Raw genomic sequence first — 25,184 nt, forward strand, 5'->3', positions numbered from 1 at the left:
CCGGCGTCAGCCCTCGTCGTCGACGTCGGCCGGGCCCGCGGCGGCGGGGGAGGCCGCGGGCGCGCGCCGCGCCTGCACGCGCCGCACCACCCGCGCCACCCCGAACGCGGCAGCGGTGACCACGGCGGCCGCCACGAGCCACGGGAGCAGCACCCCCAGCACCACCAGGGCGCCCGCGACCGCCGCGACCAGGGCGTTCCACCCCGAGGCGAGGCCGCCCAGGAACCCGCCCGCCTCGACGACCGGCGCCTCGGCGCGGCCGGTGACGTACAGGCTGAGCGTCGCCATCTCGACCTGGCCGGAGAGCACGGCGCGCTGGGCGGTGAGGGAGTCGAGCTCGGCCTGCCGCTGGGTGAGGGCGCTCTCGGCGGCCACCACCTCCTCGGTGCTCGCAGCGCCGGCGAGCAGAGCGGTGAGCCGCTCGGTGGAGGTGCGCAGCGCCGCGACCCGCGCGTCCAGGTCGCTGGCCTGCGCGGTCACGTCGGTGGAGGTGACGTCGACGTCGCTGACCTCCCCGAAGCGCCCGAGCTGGTCCAGGGTCGTCGAGAACCCCTGCGCGGGGACGCGCACGGTGAGCGTCGCGCTGGACGGCCCCTCCTCGGGGGTCTGCACCGAGCGCTGCTCCACCCGGCCCCCGGCGCCCTCGACGTAGACGGCGATCTGCTCGGCGGCCGTGGCGGGGGAGTCGACCACGATGCTGGCCGAGCCGGTGGTGATCACCTGGCGGTCGCTGGCGCCGGCGAGGTCGCTGCCCGCGGCGCCGGCAGCGGGAGCGGGGGCCGCAGCGCTCGCGGCCTCGGCGCTGCTCCCGCCGTCACCGCTCGTCGCCGCGGCGTCGGTGAAGGACTGCGGGCCGGCGCGGTCCGCGGCGCTCTCGGCTGCTCCGGACCCGCTCGCCGCGGCCCCCGACTCGCTCGCGGAGCAGCCGGCCAGCAGCAGGCCGGTCAGGGCGATCGGCACGAGCACGGCAGCGGGGGAGCGCCTCAGCGCGCCGGACCTGTTCATGCCCGCCAGACGCGGCTCCCGGCCGGGCCGTTGCAGCGGGACCGGTCCCGTGACCGGACCGTGATCACTGCGCTGGCGGCGCGCCCGCAGCGGGCCTAGCGTCCTCGCCGGTGTGGTCCAGCCCGGCGGCCGCTGCGACGGTCTGAGGGCGGGGTGGCTGCGGTGCCGGTGTGGCTCGAGGCGGGCGCGTGGGGGCTGGTGGGCGGGCTCGCCCTGGTGCTCGGTGCGGCGGTGGCGTGGTTCGCGAGGGTGCCGCGGTGGGCCGTGGCCTCGGTGATGGCCTTCGGCGCCGGCGTGCTGATCTCGGCGCTCGCGTTCGAGCTGGTCGACGAGGCGGAGCGCTCCGGCGGCCTGCTCGCGACGGCGGGCGGGTTCCTCGGTGGCGCGGTCGTCTACGTCGCGGCGAACACGGCGCTGTCCCGGCTCGGGGCGCGCCACCGCAAGCGGTCGGGCGACCAGCAGCCCAGCGAGGACGAGGACTCCGGCAGCGGCGCCGCCATCGCCGTCGGCGCCCTGCTCGACGGGGTGCCGGAGTCGGTGGTGCTCGGCCTGTCGCTGCTCAGCGGCGGTGGCGTCGGCGTCGGGGTGCTCGCCGCCGTCTTCATCTCCAACGTGCCCGAGGGGCTCTCGAGCGCCGCCGGCATGCGCCGCGCGGGCCGCAGCGCCCGCTACGTCTTCGGGGTCTGGGGCGGCATCGCCCTGGCCAGCGGCCTGTCCGCGATGCTCGGCGCGCTGCTGCTGGACGGTGCGCCCGACCAGCTCGTCGCGGTCATCACCGCCGTCGCGGCCGGGGCGATCCTCGCGATGGTGGCCGACACCATGGTCCCGGAGGCCTTCGAGCGCACCCACCTGCTCACGGGGCTCATCACGGCGCTGGGCTTCCTGGCGGCGTTCGCCGTCTCGCGCGCCTGAGCGGTCGCGACGGGTCTAGAGCACCTCGACGCCGGCGGCGCGCATCTCGGCGACCGCGCGCTCGTCGTCGCCCTCGGCCAGCTGCACGAAGCGCGTCAGGGCCAGCGGCACCCGCACCGCCAGCCCGCGGGCGGCGCCGTCCAGCGCCGTGGCCCTCACGCAGTAGTCGCCCGCGAGCCCGACGACGACGATGCGCCGCACCCCGTGCGCGTCGAGCAGGTCTCCCAGCACGGTCGCCTCGCGGCGGCCGGAGGCGAGGTCGAGCTCGGAGAAGCCGGAGTAGCCGTCCTCCGCGCCGGTGCCCTTGCGCACCCGCGGCGCGCCCTCGGGCACCACCAGCGCCGGGTGGAGCTCGGCGCCGGGCGTGCCGGCCACGCAGTGCACGGGCCAGGTCCCGCCGTCGGCGGCGAAGTGCGGGGTGTGCTCGGGGTGCCAGTCCTGCGTGAACACCACCGGGGAGCCCGCCGCGGTGGCGGCCTCCACCTCGGCGTTCACGAGCGGCACGACCTCCTCGCCGCCGCGCACGTGGAGCGACCCGGTCGGGTCGGCGAAGTCGACCTGGACGTCCACCACCACCAGCGCCGTTCCCGGCCCGTACGCGAAGCGCTCAGCTGCCACCCGCCAAGCCTGTCCCACCGCGTGAGCCCCGCGCCAGCGGGTAGGTGGGAACCGTGACCGACCTCGCCACGCGCCCCGCCGTGCCCGTCGTCCCCGGCGGCGACCTCGTCCCCGACGTCCTCGACGACGCGGCGCTCGCGGCCGTCGACCACTGGTGGCGCGCCGCGAACTACCTCTCGGTCGGCCAGATCTACCTGCAGGCCGACCCGCTGCAGCGCGAGCCGCTGGGCCCCGACCACGTCAAGGCCCGCCTCCTCGGCCACTGGGGCACCACGCCCGGGCTCAACTTCGTGTGGAGCCACGTCAACCGCGCCATCCGCGACCGCGACACCGAGGCGCTGTTCGTGGCCGGCCCCGGGCACGGCGGTCCCGCGGTGGTGGCCAACGCCTGGCTGGAGGGCGCCTGGACCGAGGCCTACCCCGACGTCGACCAGACCGAGGAGGGGATGCGCCGGCTGTTCAAGCAGTTCTCCTTCCCCGGCGGCATCCCCAGCCACGCGGCGGCCGACGTGCCCGGCTCGATCCACGAGGGCGGCGAGCTCGGCTACGCCCTCGTGCACGCCACCGGAGCGGTCTTCGACGACCCCGACCTCGTGGCGGTCTGCGTCATCGGCGACGGCGAGGCCGAGACCGGCCCGCTGGCGGCCTCGTGGCACGCGAACAAGTTCCTCGACGCGGCGCGCGACGGCGCGGTGCTGCCCGTGCTGCACCTCAACGGCTACAAGATCGCCAACCCGACGGTGCTGGCGCGGATGAGCGACGACGAGCTGGAGCAGTACCTGCGCGGCACCGGCTGGGAGCCGCTGTGGGTCTCGGGCCCCGGTGACGGCGAGGACGCGACCCCGTCCACCAGCGCATGGCCCAGGCGCTCGACACGGCCCTGGACACCATCTCCGAGAACCAGCGCGCCGCCCGCGAGCACGCCGCGGCCCACGACGGCGACCCGGGCGACCGCCCCCGCTGGCCCGTCGTCGTCCTGCGCACCCCCAAGGGCTGGACGGGCCCGCACGACGTCGACGGCGAGCCGGTGGCGGGCACGTGGCGCGCCCACCAGGTGCCGCTGTCCGAGGTCCGCTCCGACGAGGGGCACCGCGAGCAGCTCCGCGCGTGGCTCGAGTCCTACCGCGCCGAGGAGCTCTTCGGCGACGACGGCGCGCCGACGGACGCGGTGCTCGCCAACCGCCCGCGCGACGAGCGGCGCATGAGCGCCAACCCCCGCACCAACGGCGGCCTGGTCAAGAAGCCGCTGCGACTGCCCGACTTCCGCTCCCACGGCGTCGACGTGCCGCGGCCGGGGGAGCAGATGCACAGCCCGACCAGCGTCTTCGGCGACTGGCTGCGCGACGTCGTGGCAGCCAACCCCGAGACCTTCCGCCTCTTCGGCCCGGACGAGGTGGCCAGCAACCGGCTCCAGGCCGTCTTCGACGTCACCGGTCGCCAGCTCGCCGACGGGCCCCGGGAGGGCGACAGCCACGTCCGCCGCGACGGCCGCGTCATGGAGGTGCTCTCCGAGCACCTGTGCCAGGGCTGGCTGGAGGGGTACCTGCTCACCGGTCGCCACGGCCTGTTCACCAGCTACGAGGCCTTCATCCACATCGTCGACTCGATGGTCAACCAGCACGCCAAGTGGCTCAAGACCACCCGCCAGCTGGCGTGGCGGCGGCCGCTGGCGTCGCTGAACTACCTGCTCAGCAGCCACGTGTGGCGCCAGGACCACAACGGCTTCTCCCACCAGGACCCGGGCTTCATCGACCACGTGGTCACCAAGAAGGCCGAGATCACGCGGGTCTACCTCCCGCCGGACGCCAACACGCTCCTGTCGACCATGGACCACGTGCTGCGCAGCGAGCACTACGTCAACGTCGTCGTCGCCGGCAAGCAGCAGGCGCTCGACTACCTGACCGTCGACGAGGCCGTCGCCCACTGCACCCGGGGCCTGGGCCGCTGGGCGTGGGCCTCCAACGACGACGGCGTCGAGCCCGACGTCGTCATCGCGTGCGCCGGTGACATCCCCACGCAGGAGGCGCTCGCGGCCACCGCGGTCCTGCGCGAGCGGCTCCCCGAGCTGCGCGTGCGCTTCGTGAACGTGGTCGACCTCATGCGGCTGCAGCCGCCGTCGGAGCACCCCCACGGCCTGGCCGACCGCGAGTACGACGCGCTGTTCACCACCGACAGGCCGGTGCTGTTCGCCTTCCACGGCTACCCGACGCTGGTGCACCGCCTGACGTACCGGCGCAACGGCCACCAGAACCTGCACGTGCGCGGGTTCGTCGAGGAGGGCACCACCACGACGCCCTTCGACATGGTGCACCGCAACGACCTGGACCGGTTCCGCCTGGTCATGGACGTCATCGACAGGGTCCCCGGGCTCGGCGTCCGGCACGCCGGGCTGCGGCAGGAGATGGCCGACGCCCGCCTGGCCGCCCGCGCCCACGCGTACGAGACGGGGGAGGACCCGGAGGAGATCAGCGGCTTCCGCTGGGACCCGACCCTCTGAGGCCGGCGGTCGCGAGGCGCGTCGCGACGGCGCGTGCCCGGCCTGTCACGTACCGTGAGCATATGACTGCGGAGGGTGCGCGCCTGTCGGCCGCGCCCGCCCTCCGTCACCCTGCTGCGCCATACTCCCTGACCAGCGGACGCGCATGAGCCCGCCCGCAGGCACGACCGTGCAGGAGGACCGGGTGGGAGGCGTGGACCGGACCGACGCGCTCCTCGCCGCCGTCGGCGCGCCCGACGCCCTCGTGCTCAGCCACCACGCCGAGCGGGGCTGGGAGCACGTCGCGGGGCGCGGGGCCGGCACGCCCGGTGCCGGCGGCGCCCCGCTCTCCCTCGACGACGAGTCCGGCGCCGACCACCTCGCCGCCCGGGCCCTGCGCACCGGAGGCGTGGTCCGCGTGCTCGCGGCGTCACCGACGCACGTCGTCGGCGGCTACCGCGCGGCCACCGCCGCCGTGGTCGCGCTCGGCGACGACGCCGTGGTGGTGCTGGGCGCCCCCCGGCGCAGCGAGGGCCTCCTCGCCGCCGACGACCAGGCGCTGCGCCGCGCCGCGCGCACGGTGCTCGCCGACCTCCACGAGCGCCGCGCGGTGGTGGTGCTGCCCGGCGCCTCGACCGGCGCCCTCGACGGCCAGGTGGTCGACGAGCTGCGCGCCCTCCACGCCGTGCAGGAGCTCACCGGCGCCCTGCGCCGCCCGCCCGCCGAGGCCGTCGAGCGCGTCGCGCGGGTCCTGCTCGACGCCCTGGGCTGCCAGGTGGCCGCGGTCTGGGTCGACGGCGGGCCCGCCACCGTGGTGCGCCAGCCCGCACAGCTCGACGGGCAGCGCGACGGGCGCTCCGACGGGCGCGTGGGCGGCGGGCAGCTCGCCGACGACCCGGCGGTGCTGGCCGCCGCCCGTGCCGCCCTCGCGGGTCCCTCGCCCGCGGTCGCCCCGCTCGGGGCCCCGCTGCGGCCGGAGGACGGCGCGGTGGCGGCCCTCGTGCTCCCGCTGGGCGGTCCCGACCACCCCGCCGGGCCCGCGGGCGGCGTCCTGGCCGTCCGCTGCGGCGCGAGCGCCCAGCCCTTCAGCCCGCTGCGCCGGCGCATCGCCACGCAGCTGGTGCAGACGGCCGGCACGGTGCTCGCGGTGGTCCTGGCCCGGGAGAAGGTCGAGCAGCAGCTCTCCGACACCCGGCTCCAGCTGGGCCGCGACGCCCTCACCGACGTCGGCAGCCGCCACCGGTGGGACTCCGAGCTGGCGGCCGCCCAGGGCCTGGTCGACGCCGGCGTCCCCGTGGCCGTGGCCCTGCTCGACCTCGACGACCTCAAGCACGTCAACGACACCTACGGCCACGCCGCCGGCGACGAGCTGCTGCGCACCTGCGGCGCCGCGCTGCGGGCCTGCCTGCGCGGCAGCAGCGACGTCGTCGCCCGCGTCGGCGGTGACGAGTTCGCCGTGCTCGTGCCGCGCGTGGGCGACGTCGAGGCGCTCGCCGCCCGCCTGCGGGCCGGCGTGGAGCAGGCGCGGACCCCGGGCGGCCTCCCGCTGCGCGTGTCGGTGGGGGTGGCCCGGGCCGAGCCGGGGCGCACCGTCGCCCGGGCGGTCACCGAGGCCGACGCCGCCATGTACGAGGACAAGCGCCGCCGCCGGGCGCTGCGCACGAGCGCCGGCGAGCGCCCCGGGCGTGCCTGAGGCCCCGGCGGGGTCCGGCGCCGGGGCCCGCCGGGACCGGACGGTCGTCCGCACCGCCTTCGCCGTCGCGGTCCTGCTGCAGCTGGTGGTGCTCTACGCGCCCCGCGCGCCCTCCACGGGAGGGGTCCCCGGCGTGGACAAGGCCGTGCACCTGGCGGTGTTCGGGCTCGTCGCCTGGACCGGGCTGCGCGCCGGCGCGCCGGGCCGCCTGCTGCTGCCGCTGCTGCTCGCGCACGCCGTGGTCTCGGAGGTCCTCCAGGACCTCGTGCTCCCGGACCGCAGCGGAGACCCGCTCGACGCCGTCGCCGACGCCGTCGGGGTGCTCCTCGGCGCGGCGCTGGCGGTGCTGGCCGGCCGCCGCGCGTCCCAGCGGCTCGCGCGGCGCGGCCGGACGGCCGGCGGCACACTGGCCCGGTGACGCAGGGGCAGGGCGAGCACGGCGCCTCGAGCGGGCTCGACGGCTGGTCGATGACGGGCCGGCTGCTCGTCGCCACGCCCTCGCTCGAGGGGGCCGAGTTCCGCCGCACCGTGGTGCTCCTGCTCGACCACACCGCTGACGGCGGCGCCTTCGGCGTCGTCGTGAACCGCCCCACCACCACGGACGTCGAGACGGTGCTCCCCGCGTGGCAGCCGTTCACCACCGCCCCCGGCCGGCTGTTCCGCGGCGGGCCGGTGGGCCTGGACACCGCCCTGGGCCTGGTCGCGGTGCCCGGTGACGGTCCGGAGCCGCTGGGGGTGCGCCGCCTGGTGGGCTCGCTGGGCGTCGTCGACCTCGACGCCCCGCCGGAGGTCGTGGCCCCCGGGGTCGGCGGCCTGCGGATCTTCGCGGGCTACGCCGGCTGGAGCGCCGGGCAGCTGGAGGGCGAGGTCGAGGAGGGCTCCTGGTACGTCGTCGACGGCGAGGCCGGCGACGCCTTCACCGACGCCCCGGAGGGCCTGTGGGCGTCGGTGCTGCGCCGCCAGCCCGGCCGGCTGGCCTGGGTGGCGTCCTACCCCGAGGACCCCAGCCTCAACTGAGGTGCCCCGGGGCCGGCGGGCCTCAGGCGCCGCCGTTGAGGGCGGTGCTCTTCAGGGCGCCGTCGGAGACGTCGTACTTCGCGAGCACCTCGTCGTAGGTGCCGTCGGCGATCGACTCCTGCAGCGCCCGCTGCAGCGCGTCGCGCAGCGCCGTGCGGTCCTTGGCCACGCCGAACCCGTAGGGCTGCGGCTGCAGCTGCTGGCCCACGACGGTGATGCCGGTGGTGGAGGCGCCGGCGAGGTAGACCGCGGCGGGCAGGTCCTCGACCCCGAAGTCGGCGCGGCCGGCGTCCACCTCCTCGACGCTCTTGGTGTACGGCACGTCGATGAAGGTGATCGGTGGCCGCCCGGCGGCCCGGCACAGCTCGGACTGGGCGGTGACGATGTCGCCGTCGGTGGTCCCGCTGGTGGTGGCCGCCCGCAGGCCGCACCACGAGCTCGGTGAGGCGAGGTCGGCGGGGCCGTCCTGCCCGACGAGCAGCTGGGCCCCGGCCACGAAGTAGTCGACGAAGTCGACGTCGGCCTGGCGCGCGGCGGTGTCGGTCATCGAGGCGCCGACGACGTCGATCGTGTGCGCCGCGGCGGCCGGGCGCAGGTCGCCGAAGGCGACGTCCACGAACTCGACCTCCAGCCCCATGCGGTGGGCGAGGTCGGTCATCAGCTCGACGTTGGCGCCCTTGAGCTGCCCGCCCTCGCGGTACTCCATCGGGGGGTAGGTGGCGTCGGTGCCGACGGTCAGCACGCCGTCGCTCACCAGCTGCAGGTCCGCCGCGGGGCGGGCCGCGGCGGCCTCCTCGGGTGCGGCGCCGCCGCAGGCGGACAGGCCCAGGGACGCGGCGGCGAGCAGGCTGGCGGCGCCGGTGGCGCGCAGGCGGGTGCGGTGCACGGGCTGCTCCTGGGGGGTCGTCGGGCGGGTGGTGGTCCGGCTGCTCGTGGGCGTGGCGGCGGCCATCAGACGGTGAACCTCTCGAGCTCGGTCTCCAGCGCGGCCGCGGACGCGGCGACCCGCGCGGCGGTGGCGGCGGCGCTCTCGGCGTCACCGGTGGTGCGCTCGGCCGCGAGGGCCATCGCCGAGATCGACCGCGTGACGTCGGTCGAGCCGGTCGCGATCTCGTCGATGTTCCGGGCCATCTCCCGGGTGGTCGCGGTCTGCTCCTCGACGGCGGCGGCGATGGTCGACTGCAGCGCGCTGATGCGCTCGACCACCTCGTTGATCGACTCGATGGCGGCGCTCGCCGCGTCGGCGTCCTGCTGGGCCGCGGCGACCTTCGCCACGATCCCCTCGGAGGTGCGCGCGGACTCGCGGGCGAGCTCCTTGACCTCGCTGGCCACCACGGCGAAGCCCTTGCCGAACTCTCCGGCGCGGGCGGCCTCGATGGTCGCGTTGAGGGCGAGCAGGTTGGTCTGCTCGGCGATCGAGGTGATGACCCTGACGATGTCGCCGATCTCGGCCGACGACTGCGACAGGCCCGCCACGGTGCGCGTCGCGGCCTCGGTGGCCCGCACGGCGTCACCGGCGACGGTGCTGGCCTCCTCGGTGGCGGCGGCGATCTGCTCGATGGCCCGCGACATCTCGCTGCTGGCGCTGGCCACGCTGCGGATGGTCACGGAGATCTCCTCCGAGGCGCTCGACCCGGCCGAGGCCTGGGTCGCGGAGTCGCCGGCGCGCGCCTCGAGGGAGCCGGAGACGGCGGTGAGGTCGCGGGCCGAGGCGGCCATGTCGTCGCTGGCCCGGGCGACCTGCGCCATGAGGTGGCTGAGGTGGTCCAGGGCGGTGTTGAGGGAGCCGACCATGCGGCCCACCTCGTCGTCGGCGCCGACCGCGCCGCGGCGGTCGAGGCGGCCGGCGGCCACCTCCTCCAGCAGCCCGACGGTGGCCCCGAGGCGGCGGCGCAGCGAGCTGCGCAGGGTCAGGGAGGCGGTGCCGAGCACGAGGGCGGCGAGGAGCGCGGCTGCCGCCGTCTGCCACAGCGCGGCGGAGCGGGCCGCGGCGGCCCGCTCCAGGGCGGCGTCGCGGGCGTCGCCGGCGGCCTCGCGGATGCCGGGGACGGCCCCGGCGACGGCGTCGGCCTGGGCGGTGAAGGCCGGGAGCGCGGCGCGCGCGGCGCTCTGGCCCGGGTCGGTGACCTGGAAGTTGGCGAGGGAGACCACGCGCTGGCCCAGCGTGATGAGCTGCTCGGTCTGGACCAGGAGGTCACCGGCCTGCTGGCGCGTCGTCCCCGTCGAGGCGGCCTGCAGCTCGCGCAGGGCGTCGCGCAGGGCGGTGGCGTCGTCGCCCAGCGCCGACACGGCGGACGCGCGCAGGGCGGCGTCGTCGGTGAGCAGGGGCACGACCACGGCGCTGCGCAGCTTCGCCTGGCGGGCGTCGACGGTCTCGCCGAGGGCCGCGGCGCGGTCGGCGCGCACCAGGTCGGCCTGCGCCGAGCCCTGGGCGTCGAGGCCCCGCAGGCCGATGCCGCCGACGACGACGACGCCGGCGACGCCGGTCGCGGCGAGCACCAGCAGACGGGTGGAGATGCTGGTCGACCTGCGGGTGGCGGGGGCTTCTCGAGCGGTCACCGGCTGCTCCTCCTGGTGGTTCGGCCTGGTCTGGTGCGGGGCGGGCCGCCTCACGACCCGTCGGTGGATCTTCGGTGCCCGGGGTGATCGACTTGAGGGACGAGCGCGGGGGACGCCGTCGCGGGGGAGCGGCCGGCGCGGCCCTCGGGACGGCAGCGGAGCGACGGAGCCGCGACGTACGCTGGCCCCCATGAGCGAGCCGCTGTCCGACCCCGGCGCCAGCCCCGCGACGTCAGACCCGCGGACCTCCGGGTCGGGCACGGCGCTGCTCGACCGCCAGCTCGTCGAGCAGCCCGTCGAGCCCGGTGACCACGAGCGCTACGCGCACTACGTGCGCAAGGAGAAGGTGCTCGAGTCGGCGCTGACCGGTGAGCCCGTCATCGCGCTGTGCGGCAAGGTCTGGGTGCCGGGGCGCGACCCGAACAAGTTCCCGGTGTGCCCGATGTGCAAGGAGGTCATCGAGGGGATGCGCTCCCGCGAGGGCGGCTCCGGCGGCAAGGGCGGCAAGGGCTCCGGGGGCAGCGGCTCCGGCGCGGAGTGATCCGGGGCGAGCTGCGCGTCGCGCTCGCCGGGATCATCGCCCTCGTCACGCTGGTCGCCTTCGAGGCGATGGCGGTGAGCACCGCCATGCCCGTCGTCGCCGACGAGCTCGGTGGCCTGCGGCGGTACGGCCTGGCCTTCTCCCTCTTCCTCACCGCGAGCCTGCTCGGCACGGTCCTCGCGGGCGGCTGGGCCGACGCGCGCGGGCCCCGCGCGCCCGTGGTCGCCGGCCTGGTCGCCTTCGCCGGTGGCCTGGTCGTGTGCGGCACCGCTCCGACCTTCACGGTGCTCCTGGTCGGGCGCGCGGTCTCGGGGCTGGGGGGCGGGCTCCTCGTGGTCTCGCTGTACGCGGTGGTGGGGGCCGTCTTCTCCGACGAGGCGCGCCCCCGCGTCTTCGCGTGGATCAGCTCGGCCTGGGTGCTGCCCGCCGTGGTGGGGCCCCTGCTGGCCGGCTGGCTGGCCGTGGCGTGGAGCTGGCGGGCGGTGTTCCTCCTGGTGGCTCCGCTGGCGGTGGTCGTCGGGCTGGTGCTGCTCCCGCGCCTCGCCGGCGTGGGCGTCCCGGCGGGGCGGGGCGGCGCAGGCGCCGGTCGTGCGGAGCCGGCGCGCGCGGGACTGCTCAGCCAGCGCTCCCGCGCCGTCCGGGGTCTCGGGGTGGCTGCGGGCGCCGGCCTCGCGCAGGCCGGCGCCGCCGACCTGGTGCCCCTGCGCTGGCTCCCCGTGGCGACCGCGGTCATCGGCGTGGTGGCGGTGGCCGTGGCGCTGCCCGCGCTGCTGCCCGCCGGCACCCTGCGCGCCGCCCGCGGCCTGCCCAGCGTCATCGCGGTCCGCGGTCTGATGACCGCCGGGTTCTTCGGCGCCGAGTCGTACGTGCCGCTCATGCTCGTGCTGGAGCGCGACCTGCCGCCGGCGCTCGCCGGCCTGGCCCTGACCGGCGCGGCCCTCGGCTGGACGCTGGGCTCGGCCCTCCAGGGGCGCGCCGACCTGCCTCTCGACCGCTCGCGCCTCATGGCCGTGGGGGGCCTGCTCGTCTCGGTGGCGGTGGGGCTGCTCGTGCTGCCCTCGCTGCACCTCCTGCCCGGGCTCGCGGTCCTGGGCACCTGGGCCGTCGGCGGGCTCGGCATGGGGCTGACGATGTCGAGCACCAGCGTGCTGACGCTGTCGCTGAGCCCCGCTGACCTGCGCGGGCGCAACAGCGCGGCCCTGCAGCTGTCCGACGCGCTCGGTGCCGTGGTCGGCATCGGCATCGCCGGGGCGCTGTTCGCGGCCCGCCTGGGCGCCGCGCCCGACCTCCACGCCGACCTCGCCGGCTCCGCCGCGGGCGCCCCCGGCGGCGGCACCGCCGACGGCGGCGCGACGTTCGCCCTGCTCTTCGGCGGGCTGTGCCTGTTCGGCCTCCTGGCGTCCGCCACGGCGCTCCGCGTGCGCCCCGCGGGCGGCTGGGAGAAGGAGCCCGGGACCGGCCCCGGACCGGCTAGCGTGGCCGCGCCGTGAGTTCCTCCCCGCTCCAGCGAGCCCGTCCGTCCACCTCCGCGCACCTGCCGTCGGAGGGCTCCGACGACCTCTTCGCCGCGGCGAGCGCCCCCGGGGCGGGCACCTCCCCGGGAGACCCGGGCGCGGTCGTCGGTCCGGTGGAGTCGCACGGCGGTCGCCCGCTGCGTGCCTGGCAGTCGCAGGCGCTCGCGCGCTACGAGGAGGCCAGGCCCTCGGACTACCTGGTCACCGCGACCCCCGGGGCCGGCAAGACGACGTTCGCGCTGACCCTGGCCTCGCGGCTGCTGGCGCGCCGGGAGGTGGCGCGCGTCGTCGTCGTCGCCCCGACCGACCACCTGCGCACGCAGTGGGCCGAGGCCGCGGACGCCGCCGGGATCGTGCTCGACCCCACGCTGACCAACGCCGTCGGCCCGGTGCGCGCGGGCACGAAGGGCTACGTGACCACGTACGCGCAGGTGGCGGGCAAGCCGGCGCTGCACGCGGCGCGGTGCACGGCGGCCAAGACGCTGGTGGTCCTCGACGAGGTCCACCACGCCGGTGACGGCCTGAGCTGGGGCGAGGCCGCCGAGGAGGCCTTCGGCAGGGCCGCGCGCCGCCTGTGCCTGACCGGGACGCCGTTCCGCACCAAGCCGGGCGAGCGCATCCCCTTCGTGAGGTACTCCGAGGTGCCCGACGGCGAGCCGGGCGAGCTGCGCAGCTCGGCCGACTACACCTACGGCTACCGCGAGGCCCTCCGCGACGGCGTGGTCCGCCCCGTCGTCTTCGCGGCGTACACGGGCACCGCGCGCTGGCGCAACAGCGCCGGTGAGGTCATCGCCGCGTCGCTGAGCGAGCCCAGCACCAAGAGCGTCGAGGCCACGGCCTGGAAGACGGTGCTCGACCCCAAGGGCCAGTGGGTGCCGCACGTCATCGCCGCGGTCGACGAGCGGATCACCCACCTGCGGGCCCACGGCGTCCCCGACGCCGCCGGCCTGGTGCTGGCCAGCGACCAGGACGACGCGCGCGCCTACGCGGCGATCGTCAAGAAGGTCACCGGGCACAAGCCCGAGCTGATCCTCTCCGACGACCCGACCGCGTCGAAGAAGATCGAGAAGTTCGGCACCGGGACGGCGCGCATCGCCGTCTGCGTGCGGATGGTCTCCGAGGGCGTCGACGTGCCGCGCGCCGCGGTGCTCGCCTGGATGACCAGCTACCGCACGCCGCTGTTCTTCGCCCAGGCCGTCGGCCGCGTGGTGCGCTCGCGCGGCCCGCACGAGGCGGCCACCGTCTTCCTCCCGGCCGTGCGCCCGCTGCTCACCCTGGCCGCGGCCATGGAGGAGGAGCGCAACCACGTCATCCCGCCGCCGGCCCAGGTCAGCGACGACCTCGACCCCCTGCCGCCGCGCGAGCGCGCCGCGGGGGAGACCCGCGAGTGGCGCGCCATCGACGCCGACGCGCAGTTCGCCCACGTGCTGCACGGCGGCCGCGCGGTGCTGGCCGGCGGCCCGGAGCTCACCGAGGCCGACGGCGAGCACCTCGGGCTGCTCGCCGGGATGCTGACGCCGGAGCAGACCGCGCACCTGCTCTCCCAGCGCGACGAGGACCACCGGCGCGCCGCCGCGGCCGCCGCCGTCCAGGACGACCTCTTCGGCGGCCTCGGCTCCGGGAGCCAGGGGTCTCCCGCCGGCGCCGGTGCGGGCCACTTCGAGCCCGACGAGGGGCAGGCGGGGTGGCGCGCCGCCGCCGACCTGCGCCGCGAGGTCAACCAGCTGGTGGCCCGGGTCGCCTCGCGGTCGGGGGAGCCCCACTCGCGGGTGCACGTGTCGCTGCGGCGGGCGGTGCCCGGGCCGGCGTCGGCGTCGGCGTCCGTCGAGGTGCTCGAGAAGCGCCGCGACTTCCTGCTCGCCCAGCTCTGAGAGCGCTCCAGGAAAGTACTTGCCAGACTGGAAAGTACTTGCCACACTCGTCGACATGAGCGAGCACGCGCACGTCACCGCCGACCAGGCCCGCACCGCCCTCGCGGGCGCGGACACCGCGCGCCGGGGGCTCGCCGCCCGCGGTCGCTGGCTGGCGGGCTACTTCGGGGCCTTCGCCGTCGGCAGCGCCGTCGTCGTGGCCCTCATCGGGCTCGGCGGTGATGCCGGCACGACCCTGGCGATGATCGGCTGGGTGGTCCTGGTGTCCCTCGGCGTCGCGTACGCCTCCACCCGTCCGGTCAGGCTGCGCCGCGAGGGCCGGCTGCACGCCGCGGGCTGGGTCTCCTGGGGCGTCGTCTACGGCCTCGTCCTGCTCGTCGGGCACCCCCGTCACGGCGCGGCGGCCTACTGGCTGCCCGCGGCGCTGCTGAGCGCGGTGCCGCTCGCGGCCACGGCGCTGCTGGCCCTGCGGTGGTCGCGCCGATGACCAGCCCCAGCAGCACGAGCAGCACGAGCGGTGCGGCCGGCACGGGGTCGCACCCGCGCCACCAGCTCGACGACGCCATCCACTCCCCGGTCCGGCTGTCCGTGGTCTCGGCGCTGTCCGGCGTCGACCGCGCCGAGTTCGGCGAGGTGCGCGACGCCGTGGAGGTCTCCGACTCGGTGCTGTCCAAGCAGGTCGCCGCGCTCGAGGCCGTCGGGTACGTCGAGGTGACCAAGGGCCGGGTCGGCCGCAGGCCCCGGACGTGGCTGGCCCTCACCGACGCGGGGCGGGCGGCGCTGCGCGCCCACCTGGCCGCGCTGCGGGCGCTGCTCGGAGCCGAGCTGGGGTGACCCGGTCCGGGGCGCTCGTGGCGCTCCCGGCGCTCCCGGCGCTCGCCGGGAGCCGCGGGGGTGCGTCACGGCCCGGCGCCGCCGAGAGTGGTCGCGTGCCGACGATCGAGGTCTCGACCGACCTGCCCGCCGACGTCGCGACGGCGCTCGCGGTGTCCCTGGACCTCGACGTCGAGCGCGTCGCCGGCCGCCGCCACCGCGTGCGCGCCGTGCCCGCCGGCGGGGGCAGCAGGACGACGGGCCGCATCGCGGCGGGGGAGCGGGTGCGGTGGGCGCTGCGCCTGTACGGCGTCGTCCCCCTGCGCCACACCACGGAGATCCTCGAGCTGCAGCCCGAGCTGTCCGGCGGCCGGGCGCGCTTCGTCGACGCGATGGTGTCCGGCGCCTTCGCCAGCTTCCACCACGAGCACCTCTTCGACCCGCTGCCCCCGGGCCCCGACGGGAGCCCGCGCTCGCGCTCGACCGACCGGATGACCTGGGTCAGCCCCCTCGGGCCGCTGGGACGGGTGGCGGACGTCCTCTTCGTGCGCCCGACGCTCGCCGGGCTCCTGCGCGACCGCAACGCCGAGATCGGGCGCCGCGTCCGCACCGGCTGACCCCAGCCCAGTCCCCGCGACGATCATGCGCCTGAGCGCCACATCGCGCGTCGGCGCTGGTCGAGCGGGTGATCTGGTGCCCAGTGGGTGGTCTGGTGCCCAGTGGGTGGTCTGGTGCCCGGGGGAGGTGCCTGCAGCCGGGCACCGGGTCACCCAGCGGGCACCTCGCCACCCACTCCCACCGACGATCGTGCGCCTGAGCGCCACATCGGTGCTCTTCGACAGGTCACGAGCCGCCTCTCGCCCGCGGCACCCGTCGCGGCTGGTGGAGCCGTGGGGCTACGGGCGGGGCGGGCGCGTCGCCGCGTCGGCCCGCAGCGCTCCCAGCACCAGCAGCACCGCCCCCAGCACCGCCCCGCCGACGGCGACGGCCGCCAGCAGCCCCGTGCTGCCGAGGGCCGCGACCAGCAGCACGCCCAGCCCGCTCAGCGCGATCACGACACCGGCGGCCACGGCCCAGCCGCGGGCCGCGGCGTGCGCCTGGCGCCAGGACGCGTCGCTGGCCATCGTCGACGGCGTGCGGATGCCCACCCAGTGGTTGCGCCGCAGCTGCCCGCTGGCCGCCCTGGCGATCACGTAGGGCACCATCGCGCCGCCCGCGAGCAGCAGCCCGCCCAGCAGCGCAGCCAGCCAGACCGGCACTCCGTCCACGTCCAGCAGGGTACGCAGCGCCGCGCCGCCCCCTCCGCGCGCCGAGCGGGTGGTCCGCGGACCGGGCGGACTGGTCACGCCGTCCGGGCGGGCCTGGGAGACTGGCTCCGCGTGCGGGCCGGACCCGTGCCCCGGCGGCTCGCCGGGACGTCGAGATCAGGAGCAGGCGTGGGACGGGTGCGGGTGGCTCTGCTGGGCTGCGGCTCGGTGGGCAGCCAGGTGGCGGCGGCGCTCGCGGAGGGCTCGGCCGCGCGCGCCGAGCTGTCCGCGCGGGCGGGTGCCGAGATCGAGCTGGTGGGCGTCGCCGTGCGCGACACCGGCCGCCCCCGCGAGGGCGTCGACCCCGCGCTGCTCACCACCGACGCCGCGGCGCTGGTGCGCCGCGCCGACGTCGTCGTCGAGCTCGTCGGCGGCCTCGAGCCCGCCCGGACCCTGCTGCTCGACGCCGTCGCCGCCGGCGCCAGCGTCGTCACCGGCAACAAGGCGCTGCTGGCCGCCCACGGCCGCGAGCTGCACGCCGCCGCCGACGCCGCCGGCACCGACCTCTACTTCGAGGCCGCCGTCGCCGGCGCGATCCCGATCATCCGCCCGCTGCGCGAGTCGCTCGCCGGTGACCGGGTCCAGCGCGTGCTGGGCATCGTCAACGGCACCACGAACTTCGTGCTCGACGAGATGGACACCCGCGGCGCCTCCTTCGACAGCGCCGTGGCGCGCGCCCAGGAGCTGGGCTTCGCCGAGGCCAACCCGACGGCCGACGTCGACGGCTGGGACGCCGCCGCCAAGGCCGCCATCCTCGCGACGCTGGCCTTCCACACCCCGCTGACCATCGACGACGTGCACCGCGAGGGCATCCGTGGCGTCAGCGCCGACGACGTCGCCTCCGCCCGGGAGGCCGGGGCCGTGGTCAAGCTGCTCGCGGTGGTCGAGCGCAGCACCACCGTCGACGACGCCGGGAACACCGCCGAGGGCGTGCAGGCGCGGGTCCACCCGGTGCTGCTGAGCCGCGACCACCCGCTGGCCAGCACCCGGGGCGCGTTCAACGCCGTCTTCGTGGAGGCCGAGGGCGCCGGCGAGCTGATGTTCTACGGCCAGGGCGCCGGCGGCCGGCCCACGGCCAGCGCCGTCCTCGGAGACCTGGTCACCACCGTGCGGCACCGCGTCGACGGCAGCGTCGGCCCCCGCGTGCTGGGGCACGCCGACCTGCCGGTGCTGCCCATCGACGCCGTGCGCACCCGCTACCAGGTGCGCCTCGTCGTGGCCGACCGCCCGGGCGTGCTGGCCTCGGTGGCCCAGGTCTTCGCCGGGCACGGCGTCTCGATCGAGACCGTGCGGCAGCGCCCCGACGGCGACACCGGCGGCGGCGCCCCCGGGTCGGCCTCGCTCGTGGTCGTGACGCACACCGCCACCGACGCGGCGCTCGCCGCGTGCGTGGCAGGACTGACGGAGCTCGACGCCGTGGCCTCGGTGGCCTCGGTGCTGCGCGTGGAAGGGAACTGAGCATGGCGCACCAGTGGCGCGGGGTCGTCGAGGAGTACCGGGACCGGCTGCCCGTCGTGGCGGACGCCCCGGCGGTCACGCTGGGGGAGGGCGGCACGCCGCTCGTGCGCGCGCGCACCCTGTCGGAGATCACCGGGTGCGACGTCCGGCTGAAGGTCGAGGGCTGCAACCCCACGGGGTCCTTCAAGGACCGCGGGATGACCGTCGCGATGACCCGGGCCGCCGCTGACGGCGCCCGCGCCGTCATCTGCGCCTCCACGGGCAACACGTCCGCGGCGGCTGCGGCGTACGCGACGGCCGCCGGCCTCAGCTGCGGCGTGCTCGTGCCCGAGGGCCGCATCGCCATGGGCAAGCTCAGCCAGGCCGTGGCGCACGGCGCCACCCTGCTCCAGGTCGACGGCAACTTCGACGACTGCCTCACCGTGGCCCGCAAGATCTCCGAGGCCTACCCCGTCGAGCTGGTGAACTCGGTCAACCCGGCCCGCATCGAGGGGCAGAAGACCGCCGCCTTCGAGGTGGTCGACGCCCTGGGCGACGCGCCCGACGTCCACTGCCTGCCCGTCGGCAACGCCGGCAACATCACCGCCTACTGGCGCGGGTACACCGAGTACTGGGGCTCCGGCGACGGCGCCACGGGCGACGGGCCGGCCACGCGCCGCCCGCAGATGTGGGGCTTCCAGGCCGCCGGCGCCTCGCCCATCGTGCTCGGCCACCCCGTCGACGCCCCCGACACGATCGCCACCGCCATCCGCATCGGCAACCCGGCCTCCTGGCAGCAGGCGGTCGCGGCGCGCGAGGAGTCGGGCGGCGTCATCGAGGCCGTGACCGACGAGGAGATCCTCTCCGCGCACCGCCTCCTGTCGCGCCAGGACGGCGTGTTCGTCGAGCCGGCGTCGGCGGCCGGCGTCGCGGGGCTGCTCAAGCGGCACGCGGCGGGCCAGGTCGCCAGCGGCCTGCGGATCGTCATCACCGTGACCGGACACGGCCTGAAGGACCCGCAGTGGGCCCTGAAGGAGGCCGACGGCACCGAGGTGCTGCCGGTGCGCGTGGGCGTCGACGCCGTCTCGGCGGCGACCGCCCTCGGCCTGGAGTGACCGGCCGGTGAGCACCCCCCGCGCCGTCCTCGGGCGGCGGGTCAGGGTCGTCGTGCCCGGGTCCAGCGCCAACCTGGGCCCCGGGTTCGACGCCCTCGGCCTGGCCCTGGGCCTCACCGACGAGGTGGAGGTCGAGGCGCTCGCCCCCTCGCAGGCCCCGGCCGGCCGGACCGCCGAGGTCTCCGTCAGCGGACAGGGGGCGGAGAGCATCGGCGGCGGCGAGGGGAACCTCGTGGTCCGCTCGGTGCGCGCCGCCCTGCACGCCGCGGGCCTGTCGGCGTCCGAGCAGCCCGCCCTGCGCGTGGACAGCCGCAACGGCGTGCCCCACGGCCGCGGCGTCGGCTCGTCCGCGGCCGCCGTGGTCGCCGGGGCGGCTGCGGGCTCCGCGCTGCTCGACGAGCCGCTGGCACCCGAGGCACTGCTCGACCTGGTCTGCGGCCTGGAGGGGCACCCCGACAACGCCGCGGCGTCGCTGCTGGGCGGTCTCACGCTGGGGTGGCGCGACGGCGCCCACGGGCCCTGGCGCTCGGTGCGCGTCGAGCCGCACCCGGACGTCGTGCCCCTGCTGTGCCTGCCCGACGTCGAGCTGTCCACGGCGCGGGCTCGCGCGATGCTCCCGCTGCAGGTGCCCCACGGCGACGCCGCGCACTCCGCGGGCCGCGCCGCGCTGCTGGTGGAGGCCCTGACGCGCAGCCCCCACCTGCTCCACGCCGCCACCGAGGACCGCCTGCACCAGGCGCAGCGCGCCGGGGCGATGCCCGCCAGCGCCGCTCTGCTCGAGGCGCTCCGCGCCGCCGGGCACGCCGCCGTGGTCTCCGGCGCGGGACCGTCGGTGCTCGTGCTCAGCCCCTCCGCGGACCACGCCGCCCGCGCGCAGGACGTCGTGCAGCAGCACACCGGGTGGCGCACCGCGCGGCCCGGCGTCGCACGCGCCGGAGCGGTCGTCAGCGTCCTCGGCTGAGGCGCCGGCGGCGAAGTCCTCAGGACCGCCGGGCGCCCGTCGATGGGAGGGGTGCAGCCCTCCACGGCTGTCCGGGTGACGCCGGGAGCCCCGCTCTCCGTCTCGGAGCCCCTGCTCCGTCCGGGTGCTACTGTGTGGCCAGCCCTGCTGGTCCGCGCCGCGGCGCCGATGTCGCCGCCATCCGCTGGCTCACGGGTCACACCACCTGCCGTGGAGAACCACGGACCCCTCCGCTCTGCTGACGTGCCCCCTGAGGCGGCGTCCGCTCGGCACACCACCAGGGCTCCGCACGGCGACACCCGCACCGGCACACGCCCACGAGCTGTCCGGTGACCCGCCCCGGCGCACGCCGGGCGCTGACGAGGGGGAAGGACCTTCGTGACCAACACCACCGAAGTCGCCGCGCTCGACGCTGACGCCAGCGCCGCGACCGAGCCGGGCGCGCGCCGCGCCGGGCTGACCGCGCTCCGCCTGCCCCAGCTGCAGGCCCTGGCGGTCGAGCTGGGCGTCGCGGGCACCGCCCGCATGCGCAAGAGCGAGCTGCTCGACGTGATCCGCGCCGCGCAGGGCTCCGGCCAGGGAGAGGGCCGCAGCGGCGCGGCCTCTGCGCCCGCGGCCGAGCCCGCGGCGGCGCGCACCGCCGTCCGCCGCCAGCGCCGCTCGCCCGAGCAGGCCGCTGACCAGGCCCCGGAGCAGGTCTCGGAGCGGACCCCCGACCGGGAGCCGCAGGCGGCTGCCGCCGAGGCGACCCCCTCCGCGACCCCCGAGGCCGCCCCCGTCGAGCGCTCCGCGCCGGCGGCCGAGCAGCCCCAGGGCTCCGCCGAGCCCACCGAGCAGCCGAGCCCCGCTGCGGCCGAGGTCCCCGCCCAGGAGCGCGCCCCCCGTCGTGCGCGCACCGCTCGTCGCGGCGTCGAGACCGCCGACCAGGGCGTCACCGCTGGGGAGTCCAGCTCCGACGCGGCCGACGAGCCGTCGTCGCGCACCGAGCGCACCGAGCGCACCGAGCGGCAGGACCGTCCCGAGCGCGCTGAGCGCCAGGACCGCTCTGACCGGGTCGAGCGCCAGGAGCGCACCGAGCGTGCGGACCGCTCGGAGCGGCAGGACCGCACCGACCGGGCCGAGCGCACCGACCGCACCGAGCGCGCGGACCGCTCGGAGCGGCAGGACCGCACCGACCGTCCCGAGCGCACCGACCGGGCCGACCGGGCCGAGCGCACCGACCGCTTCGAGCGGGGTGACCGCGGCGACCGGCTGAGCCCGAGCCAGCGCGAGGCGCGCGACCGCGCCGAGGAGGTGCGCCTCGACCTCGACCGCGCCCTCGCCGAGCGCAGCGAGCGGAACGACCGCGCGCGCCGCGAGCGCAGCGGTGAGGCTCGCACCGACGAGCGCGCCGCCGGCGTCGTCGACAGGTCCGAGGTCCGTTCCGACCGCCAGCAGGCCGCGCCGCAGCAGGGTCTCGACCCCGACAGCTCCTCCGACCCCCTCGACGACGACGACGCCCTCGGCGGTCGCCGCGGGCGCCGGGGCCGCTACCGCGACCGCGACCGCGACCGGAAGGGCCGCCGCGGCCGGACCGAGCCGGGTGCGGACGCCGACGTGCCGGTGGAGGTCTCGCCGGACGACGTGCTGCTGCCCGTCGCGGGCATCCTCGACGTCTCGGACAGCTACGGCTTCATCCGCACCTCGGGCTACCTGCCCGGCCCGGGTGACGTCTACGTCCCGCTGAGCCAGGTCCGCAAGGCCGGTCTGCGCGCCGGTGACGCCGTGACCGGCGCCGTCCGCGCGCCCCGCGACGGCGACCAGGCCCAGCAGGCCGCGAGCGGTGCTCGCGGCGGCCAGAAGTTCAACGCCCTGGTGCGCCTCGACACCGTCAACGGCATGAGCCCCGACGAGGCCCGCCGTCGGCCGGAGTTCAGCAAGCTGACGCCGCTGTACCCGAACGAGCGCCTGCGCCTGGAGACCGAGCCCGGGATCACGGCGACGCGCATCGTCGACCTGGTGGCCCCGATCGGCAAGGGCCAGCGCGGTCTCATCGTCTCCCCGCCCAAGGCGGGCAAGACGCTGATGATGCAGGCGATCGCGAACGCGATCAGCATCAACAACCCCGAGGTCCACCTCATGGTCGTGCTCGTCGACGAGCGCCCCGAGGAGGTCACGGACATGCAGCGGACCGTGAAGGGCGAGGTCATCGCCTCGACCTTCGACCGGCCCGCGTCCGACCACACCGCCGCCGCCGAGCTCGCCATCGAGCGGGCCAAGCGCCTGGTGGAGCTCGGCCACGACGTCGTCGTGCTCCTCGACTCCCTGACCCGCCTGGGCCGCGCCTACAACCTCGCCGCCCCGGCGAGCGGGCGCATCCTGTCCGGCGGCGTCGACGCGGCCGCGCTGTACCACCCGAAGAAGTTCTTCGGCGCGGCGCGCAACATCGAGAACGGCGGCTCGCTGACGATCATCGCCTCGGCGCTGGTCGAGACCGGCTCGAAGGCCGACGAGGTCATCTTCGAGGAGTTCAAGGGCACCGGGAACATGGAGCTGCGGCTCGACCGGCGCCTGGCCGACAAGCGGGTCTTCCCCGCCGTCGACGTGAACCCCTCGGGCACCCGCCGTGAGGAGATCCTCCTCGGCCGCGACGAGCTGACCGTGATGTGGAAGCTCCGCCGCGTGCTGACGGCGCTCGACAGCCAGCAGGCGCTCGAGCTGCTGCTGGGCAAGCTGCGCGACACCAAGAGCAACACCGAGTTCCTCAAGCAGGTGCAGACGTCCACCCCGGTGACCGGCGCGCGCCCGACCGCTAAGGACTGACCCGCCCGGGAGCAGCACCGCACGACGCAGCGGACCCCGCCGGGAAGCACGGCGGGGTCCGCTGCGTTGTGAGGAGGGTCAGCGGTCCTCCCGACTGCTGGCAGAATGCTCGCCGGCTCCGGCTCACGTGCGCCCCCACCTGGTGGGCAGCACGACCCGGCGGCCACCGACACCGAGGAGCAGACGTGAAGACCGACATCCACCCCGACTACCACGAGACCACCGTGACGTGCACCTGCGGGAGCACCTTCACGACCCGCAGCTCCGCGCCGGGCGACGAGATCCGCGCCGACGTGTGCAGCGCCTGCCACCCCTTCTACACGGGCAAGCAGAAGATCCTCGACACCGGCGGCCGCGTCGCGCGCTTCAACGCCCGCTACGGCAAGAAGAGCTGACACCGGTCCCCTCGACGCCGGCCCGTCCCGAGCAGGGGCGGGCCGGCGTCGTCGTCCCACCGGCCAGCCACCCGCCGTCCCGACCACCGGTCCGTCGTAGGAGTCCCTCGTGAGCACCCCCGGCGGCGATCCCGCCGCTGACCGGACCGACCGCCTCTCGGCGCTGCTGGCCGAGCACGCCGACGTCGAGCGCCAGCTGGCCGACCCCGCCGTCCACGCCGACGCCGCGCGCGCCCGCTCCCTCGGGCGGCGCTACGCCGAGCTCGGCCGCGTGGCCGCGGCGTCCGCCGCCCGCGACGCCGCCGAGGACGACCTCCTGGCGGGGCGCCAGCTCGCCGCGGAGGACGCCGCCTTCGCCGAGGAGCTCCCCGCCCTCGAGGCCGCGGCCCGCACCGCCGCCGAGCGGCTGCGCGAGGTGCTCGCCCCGCGCGACCCCGAGGACGGCTCCGACGTGATCCTGGAGGTCAAGGCCGGGGAGGGCGGGGACGAGTCAGCCCTGTTCGCCGGCGACGTCCTGCGGATGTACCTGCGCTGGGCCGAGCGCACGGGCTGGCGCACCGAGGTGCTGTCGGCCACCGAGTCCGACCTCGGCGGCTACAAGGACGTCTCCGTCGCGGTGAAGCGCCGCGGCGGCGACGACGCCGTGGACGGGCCCTGGGCGCGGCTGAAGTTCGAGGGCGGGGTGCACCGCGTGCAGCGCGTGCCCGTCACCGAGTCGCAGGGGCGCATCCACACGTCCGCCGTCGGCGTGCTGGTGGTCCCGGAGGTGGAGGACGCCGGGGAGGTCGAGATCTCGCAGAACGACCTGCGCGTCGACGTCTTCAGGTCGTCGGGGCCGGGCGGGCAGTCGGTCAACACCACCGACTCCGCGGTGCGCATCACGCACCTGCCCACCGGCACCGTGGTGAGCTGCCAGAACGAGAAGAGCCAGCTGCAGAACCGCGAGCAGGCCATGCGCATCCTGCGCGCGCGCCTGCGGGCGGCCGCGCAGGAGGCAGCGGAGGCGTCGGCGTCGGCCACCCGCCGCTCGCAGGTGCGCACCGTGGACCGGTCCGAGCGGATCCGCACGTACAACTACCCCGAGAACCGCATCAGCGACCACCGCACGGGCTACAAGTCGTACAACCTCGACCAGGTGCTGGCCGGCGACCTCGACCCGGTCGTGCAGTCGTGCGTCGACGCCGACCTGGTCGCCCGCCTGGAGGCTCCCAGTGGCTGAGAGCGCTGGCACCACCACCACCACGACCACCGGCGGCGCTGCGCGCGGGGGAGACCTCGCCGGGGCCCTGCGCGCCGCCACCGCGAGGCTCGCGGCGGCGGGGGTCCCCTCGCCGCGGGCCGACGCCGAGCTCCTCGCCGCCGCCGTGCTCGGCGCGAGCCGCGGCGAGCTGGCCGCCGCCTCGCTGCGGGGCAGCGACCTCACCGCGGAGCAGGCCGGCGAGCTCGCGCGGCTGGTGGCGCGGCGCGAGGCGCGCGAGCCCCTGCAGCACCTGCTGGGGCGGGCGCCGTTCCGCGGTCTGGAGCTCGCGGTGGGGCCGGGCGTCTTCGTGCCCCGGCCCGAGACCGAGACCACGGCCGGCACCGCCGTGGAGGCGGCCCTGCAGGTCGCCGCCGCCGGGCGCTCGCCCCTGGTGGTCGACCTGTGCACCGGGTCGGGCGCCATCGCGCTGTCGGTGGCCGCCGAGGTGCCCGGCGCCCGCGTCGTCGCCGTCGAGCTCGACCCGGCGGCGCACGCCTGGGCGCGGCGCAACCTCGACGCGCACCCCGCGGGGGAGCGGGTGCGCCTCGTGCAGGGCGACGCCACCGCCCCGGAGCTCCTCGCCGAGCTCGACGGGACGGTCGACGTCGTCGCCTCCAACCCTCCGTACGTGCCTCCCGGGGCCGTTCCCCGCGAGCCCGAGGTGCGCGACCACGACCCGGCCCTGGCCCTGTGGGGAGGCGGCGACGACGGCCTCGAGGTGCCGCGCGGCGTCGTCGCCCGCGCGTCCGCGCTGCTCGCGCCCGGCGGCCTGCTCGTGGTGGAGCACGCCGAGGTGCAGGGTGCCGCGCTGCGGGCCCTGCTCGCGCCGCCGCAGTGGTCGGGCGCCGCGACGGCGGACGACGCCACCGGCCGCCCCCGCGCCACCAGCGCCCGGCGGGCCTGACCAC

The 25,184-nt window shown here is 76.9% G+C and carries 22 protein-coding genes and 1 pseudogene; 18 read left to right on the top strand and 5 right to left on the bottom strand.

Annotation, left to right across the window (positions count from 1 at the left end):
* Nucleotides 1-6: 6 nt before the first annotated feature.
* Nucleotides 7-1,005 (bottom strand): DUF4349 domain-containing protein, encoded by a 999-nt coding sequence (locus F1641_RS01940; RefSeq protein WP_194902787.1) that lies wholly within the window; start codon nucleotides 1,003-1,005, stop codon nucleotides 7-9.
* Nucleotides 1,006-1,167: 162 nt separating this feature from the next.
* Between F1641_RS01940 and F1641_RS01945 the strand changes: the two genes are divergently transcribed.
* Nucleotides 1,168-1,917, top strand: a complete 750-nt coding sequence (locus tag F1641_RS01945; protein WP_194903293.1) for a ZIP family zinc transporter — start codon at nucleotides 1,168-1,170, stop codon at nucleotides 1,915-1,917.
* Nucleotides 1,918-1,932: 15 nt separating this feature from the next.
* Here F1641_RS01945 and F1641_RS01950 read toward each other — a convergent pair whose 3' ends face one another.
* The gene (locus tag F1641_RS01950) at nucleotides 1,933-2,535 is read right to left on the bottom strand and encodes an isochorismatase family protein (RefSeq protein ID WP_206690387.1); all 603 of its coding nucleotides are present in this window, start codon (nucleotides 2,533-2,535) and stop codon (nucleotides 1,933-1,935) included.
* Nucleotides 2,536-2,615: 80 nt separating this feature from the next.
* On the opposite strand from F1641_RS01950, the pseudogene F1641_RS20720 reads away from it, so the two are divergent.
* From F1641_RS20720 to F1641_RS01970, 4 genes and pseudogenes are all read left to right on the top strand, one after another.
* A pseudogene (locus F1641_RS20720) lies at nucleotides 2,616-5,032 on the top strand (phosphoketolase).
* A 184-nt stretch (nucleotides 5,033-5,216) separates the two neighbouring features.
* Nucleotides 5,217-6,704 (top strand): diguanylate cyclase, encoded by a 1,488-nt coding sequence (locus F1641_RS01960; RefSeq protein WP_194902788.1) that lies wholly within the window; start codon nucleotides 5,217-5,219, stop codon nucleotides 6,702-6,704.
* A complete protein-coding gene (locus F1641_RS01965) occupies nucleotides 6,697-7,122 on the top strand; it encodes a hypothetical protein (RefSeq protein ID WP_206690390.1) in 426 nt (141 codons plus the stop codon). Before F1641_RS01960 ends, F1641_RS01965 begins: the two co-directional genes overlap by 8 nt.
* 50 nt (nucleotides 7,123-7,172) lie before the next feature.
* Nucleotides 7,173-7,721 (top strand): YqgE/AlgH family protein, encoded by a 549-nt coding sequence (locus F1641_RS01970; RefSeq protein WP_194903296.1) that lies wholly within the window; start codon nucleotides 7,173-7,175, stop codon nucleotides 7,719-7,721.
* A 22-nt stretch (nucleotides 7,722-7,743) separates the two neighbouring features.
* Here the strand turns inward: F1641_RS01970 and F1641_RS01975 are convergent, their stop codons facing one another.
* Together F1641_RS01975 and F1641_RS20725 are read right to left on the bottom strand one after the other, a co-directional pair.
* A complete protein-coding gene (locus F1641_RS01975; RefSeq protein ID WP_194902789.1) occupies nucleotides 7,744-8,673 on the bottom strand; it encodes a transporter substrate-binding domain-containing protein in 930 nt (309 codons plus the stop codon).
* Complete coding sequence (locus F1641_RS20725) at nucleotides 8,673-10,280, bottom strand: methyl-accepting chemotaxis protein (RefSeq protein WP_194902790.1); 1,608 nt, start codon at nucleotides 10,278-10,280, stop codon at nucleotides 8,673-8,675. The genes F1641_RS01975 and F1641_RS20725 overlap by 1 nt, the downstream gene beginning before the upstream one ends.
* 190 nt (nucleotides 10,281-10,470) lie before the next feature.
* On the opposite strand from F1641_RS20725, the gene F1641_RS01985 reads away from it, so the two are divergent.
* The 6 genes from F1641_RS01985 to F1641_RS02010 all read left to right on the top strand — a co-directional run bounded on the left by F1641_RS01985 (nucleotide 10,471) and on the right by F1641_RS02010 (nucleotide 15,636).
* Nucleotides 10,471-10,821 carry a DUF3039 domain-containing protein gene (locus F1641_RS01985; RefSeq protein WP_194902791.1) on the top strand — a complete coding sequence of 117 codons (351 nt, stop codon included), beginning with the start codon at nucleotides 10,471-10,473 and terminating at the stop codon, nucleotides 10,819-10,821.
* Nucleotides 10,818-12,311 (top strand): MFS transporter, encoded by a 1,494-nt coding sequence (locus F1641_RS01990; protein ID WP_194902792.1) that lies wholly within the window; start codon nucleotides 10,818-10,820, stop codon nucleotides 12,309-12,311. Before F1641_RS01985 ends, F1641_RS01990 begins: the two co-directional genes overlap by 4 nt.
* Nucleotides 12,312-12,448: 137 nt before the next feature.
* Nucleotides 12,449-14,206 (top strand): DEAD/DEAH box helicase family protein, encoded by a 1,758-nt coding sequence (locus tag F1641_RS01995; protein WP_194903297.1) that lies wholly within the window; start codon nucleotides 12,449-12,451, stop codon nucleotides 14,204-14,206.
* 55 nt (nucleotides 14,207-14,261) lie between these two features.
* Nucleotides 14,262-14,693, top strand: coding sequence for a hypothetical protein (locus tag F1641_RS02000; RefSeq protein WP_194902793.1), 432 nt, complete (start codon nucleotides 14,262-14,264; stop codon nucleotides 14,691-14,693).
* The gene (locus F1641_RS02005; protein WP_194902794.1) at nucleotides 14,690-15,040 is read left to right on the top strand and encodes a transcriptional regulator; all 351 of its coding nucleotides are present in this window, start codon (nucleotides 14,690-14,692) and stop codon (nucleotides 15,038-15,040) included. Before F1641_RS02000 ends, F1641_RS02005 begins: the two co-directional genes overlap by 4 nt.
* A gap of 95 nt (nucleotides 15,041-15,135) precedes the next feature.
* Complete coding sequence (locus F1641_RS02010; protein ID WP_194902795.1) at nucleotides 15,136-15,636, top strand: SRPBCC family protein; 501 nt, start codon at nucleotides 15,136-15,138, stop codon at nucleotides 15,634-15,636.
* A gap of 279 nt (nucleotides 15,637-15,915) precedes the next feature.
* Here F1641_RS02010 and F1641_RS02015 read toward each other — a convergent pair whose 3' ends face one another.
* Nucleotides 15,916-16,287 (bottom strand): SdpI family protein, encoded by a 372-nt coding sequence (locus tag F1641_RS02015; protein ID WP_194902796.1) that lies wholly within the window; start codon nucleotides 16,285-16,287, stop codon nucleotides 15,916-15,918.
* A 168-nt stretch (nucleotides 16,288-16,455) separates the two neighbouring features.
* Here F1641_RS02015 and F1641_RS02020 point away from each other — a divergent pair, with 168 nt between their 5' ends.
* The 7 genes from F1641_RS02020 (at nucleotide 16,456) to prmC (ending at nucleotide 25,180) form a co-directional block, all read left to right on the top strand.
* Nucleotides 16,456-17,784: a homoserine dehydrogenase gene (locus tag F1641_RS02020; RefSeq protein ID WP_194902797.1), complete on the top strand. Its 1,329-nt coding sequence runs from the start codon at nucleotides 16,456-16,458 to the stop codon at nucleotides 17,782-17,784.
* Between the two features lie 2 nt (nucleotides 17,785-17,786).
* Nucleotides 17,787-18,878, top strand: a complete 1,092-nt coding sequence (gene thrC, locus F1641_RS02025) for a threonine synthase (protein WP_194902798.1) — start codon at nucleotides 17,787-17,789, stop codon at nucleotides 18,876-18,878.
* A 7-nt stretch (nucleotides 18,879-18,885) separates the two neighbouring features.
* Nucleotides 18,886-19,839, top strand: a complete 954-nt coding sequence (gene thrB / locus F1641_RS02030) for a homoserine kinase (RefSeq protein ID WP_194902799.1) — start codon at nucleotides 18,886-18,888, stop codon at nucleotides 19,837-19,839.
* A 378-nt stretch (nucleotides 19,840-20,217) separates the two neighbouring features.
* On the top strand, nucleotides 20,218-22,641 hold the full coding sequence (gene rho, locus F1641_RS02035) for a transcription termination factor Rho (protein ID WP_194902800.1): 2,424 nt from the start codon (nucleotides 20,218-20,220) through the stop codon (nucleotides 22,639-22,641).
* Between the two features lie 185 nt (nucleotides 22,642-22,826).
* Nucleotides 22,827-23,036, top strand: coding sequence for a 50S ribosomal protein L31 (gene rpmE / locus F1641_RS20730; protein WP_194902801.1), 210 nt, complete (start codon nucleotides 22,827-22,829; stop codon nucleotides 23,034-23,036).
* A 109-nt stretch (nucleotides 23,037-23,145) separates the two neighbouring features.
* The gene (prfA, locus tag F1641_RS02045; protein WP_194902802.1) at nucleotides 23,146-24,255 is read left to right on the top strand and encodes a peptide chain release factor 1; all 1,110 of its coding nucleotides are present in this window, start codon (nucleotides 23,146-23,148) and stop codon (nucleotides 24,253-24,255) included.
* On the top strand, nucleotides 24,248-25,180 hold the full coding sequence (gene prmC / locus F1641_RS02050) for a peptide chain release factor N(5)-glutamine methyltransferase (protein WP_309225316.1): 933 nt from the start codon (nucleotides 24,248-24,250) through the stop codon (nucleotides 25,178-25,180). The genes prfA and prmC overlap by 8 nt, the downstream gene beginning before the upstream one ends.
* The last annotated feature ends 4 nt before the right edge of the window (nucleotides 25,181-25,184 follow it).

Origin of the sequence: Quadrisphaera sp. INWT6 (assembly GCF_015390235.1) — a bacterium.
Taxonomy (GTDB): Bacteria; Actinomycetota; Actinomycetes; order Actinomycetales; family Quadrisphaeraceae; genus Quadrisphaera.

Coding starts and splice junctions, on each gene's coding strand:
- F1641_RS01975 (WP_194902789.1), bottom strand. CDS start 8,673: ATGGCCGCCGCCACGCCCACGAGCAGCCGGACCACCACCCGCCCGACG.
- F1641_RS01985 (WP_194902791.1), top strand. CDS start 10,471: ATGAGCGAGCCGCTGTCCGACCCCGGCGCCAGCCCCGCGACGTCAGAC.
- F1641_RS01940 (WP_194902787.1), bottom strand. CDS start 1,005: ATGAACAGGTCCGGCGCGCTGAGGCGCTCCCCCGCTGCCGTGCTCGTG.
- F1641_RS02000 (WP_194902793.1), top strand. CDS start 14,262: ATGAGCGAGCACGCGCACGTCACCGCCGACCAGGCCCGCACCGCCCTC.
- thrC (WP_194902798.1), top strand. CDS start 17,787: ATGGCGCACCAGTGGCGCGGGGTCGTCGAGGAGTACCGGGACCGGCTG.
- F1641_RS02005 (WP_194902794.1), top strand. CDS start 14,690: ATGACCAGCCCCAGCAGCACGAGCAGCACGAGCGGTGCGGCCGGCACG.
- F1641_RS01970 (WP_194903296.1), top strand. CDS start 7,173: ATGACGGGCCGGCTGCTCGTCGCCACGCCCTCGCTCGAGGGGGCCGAG.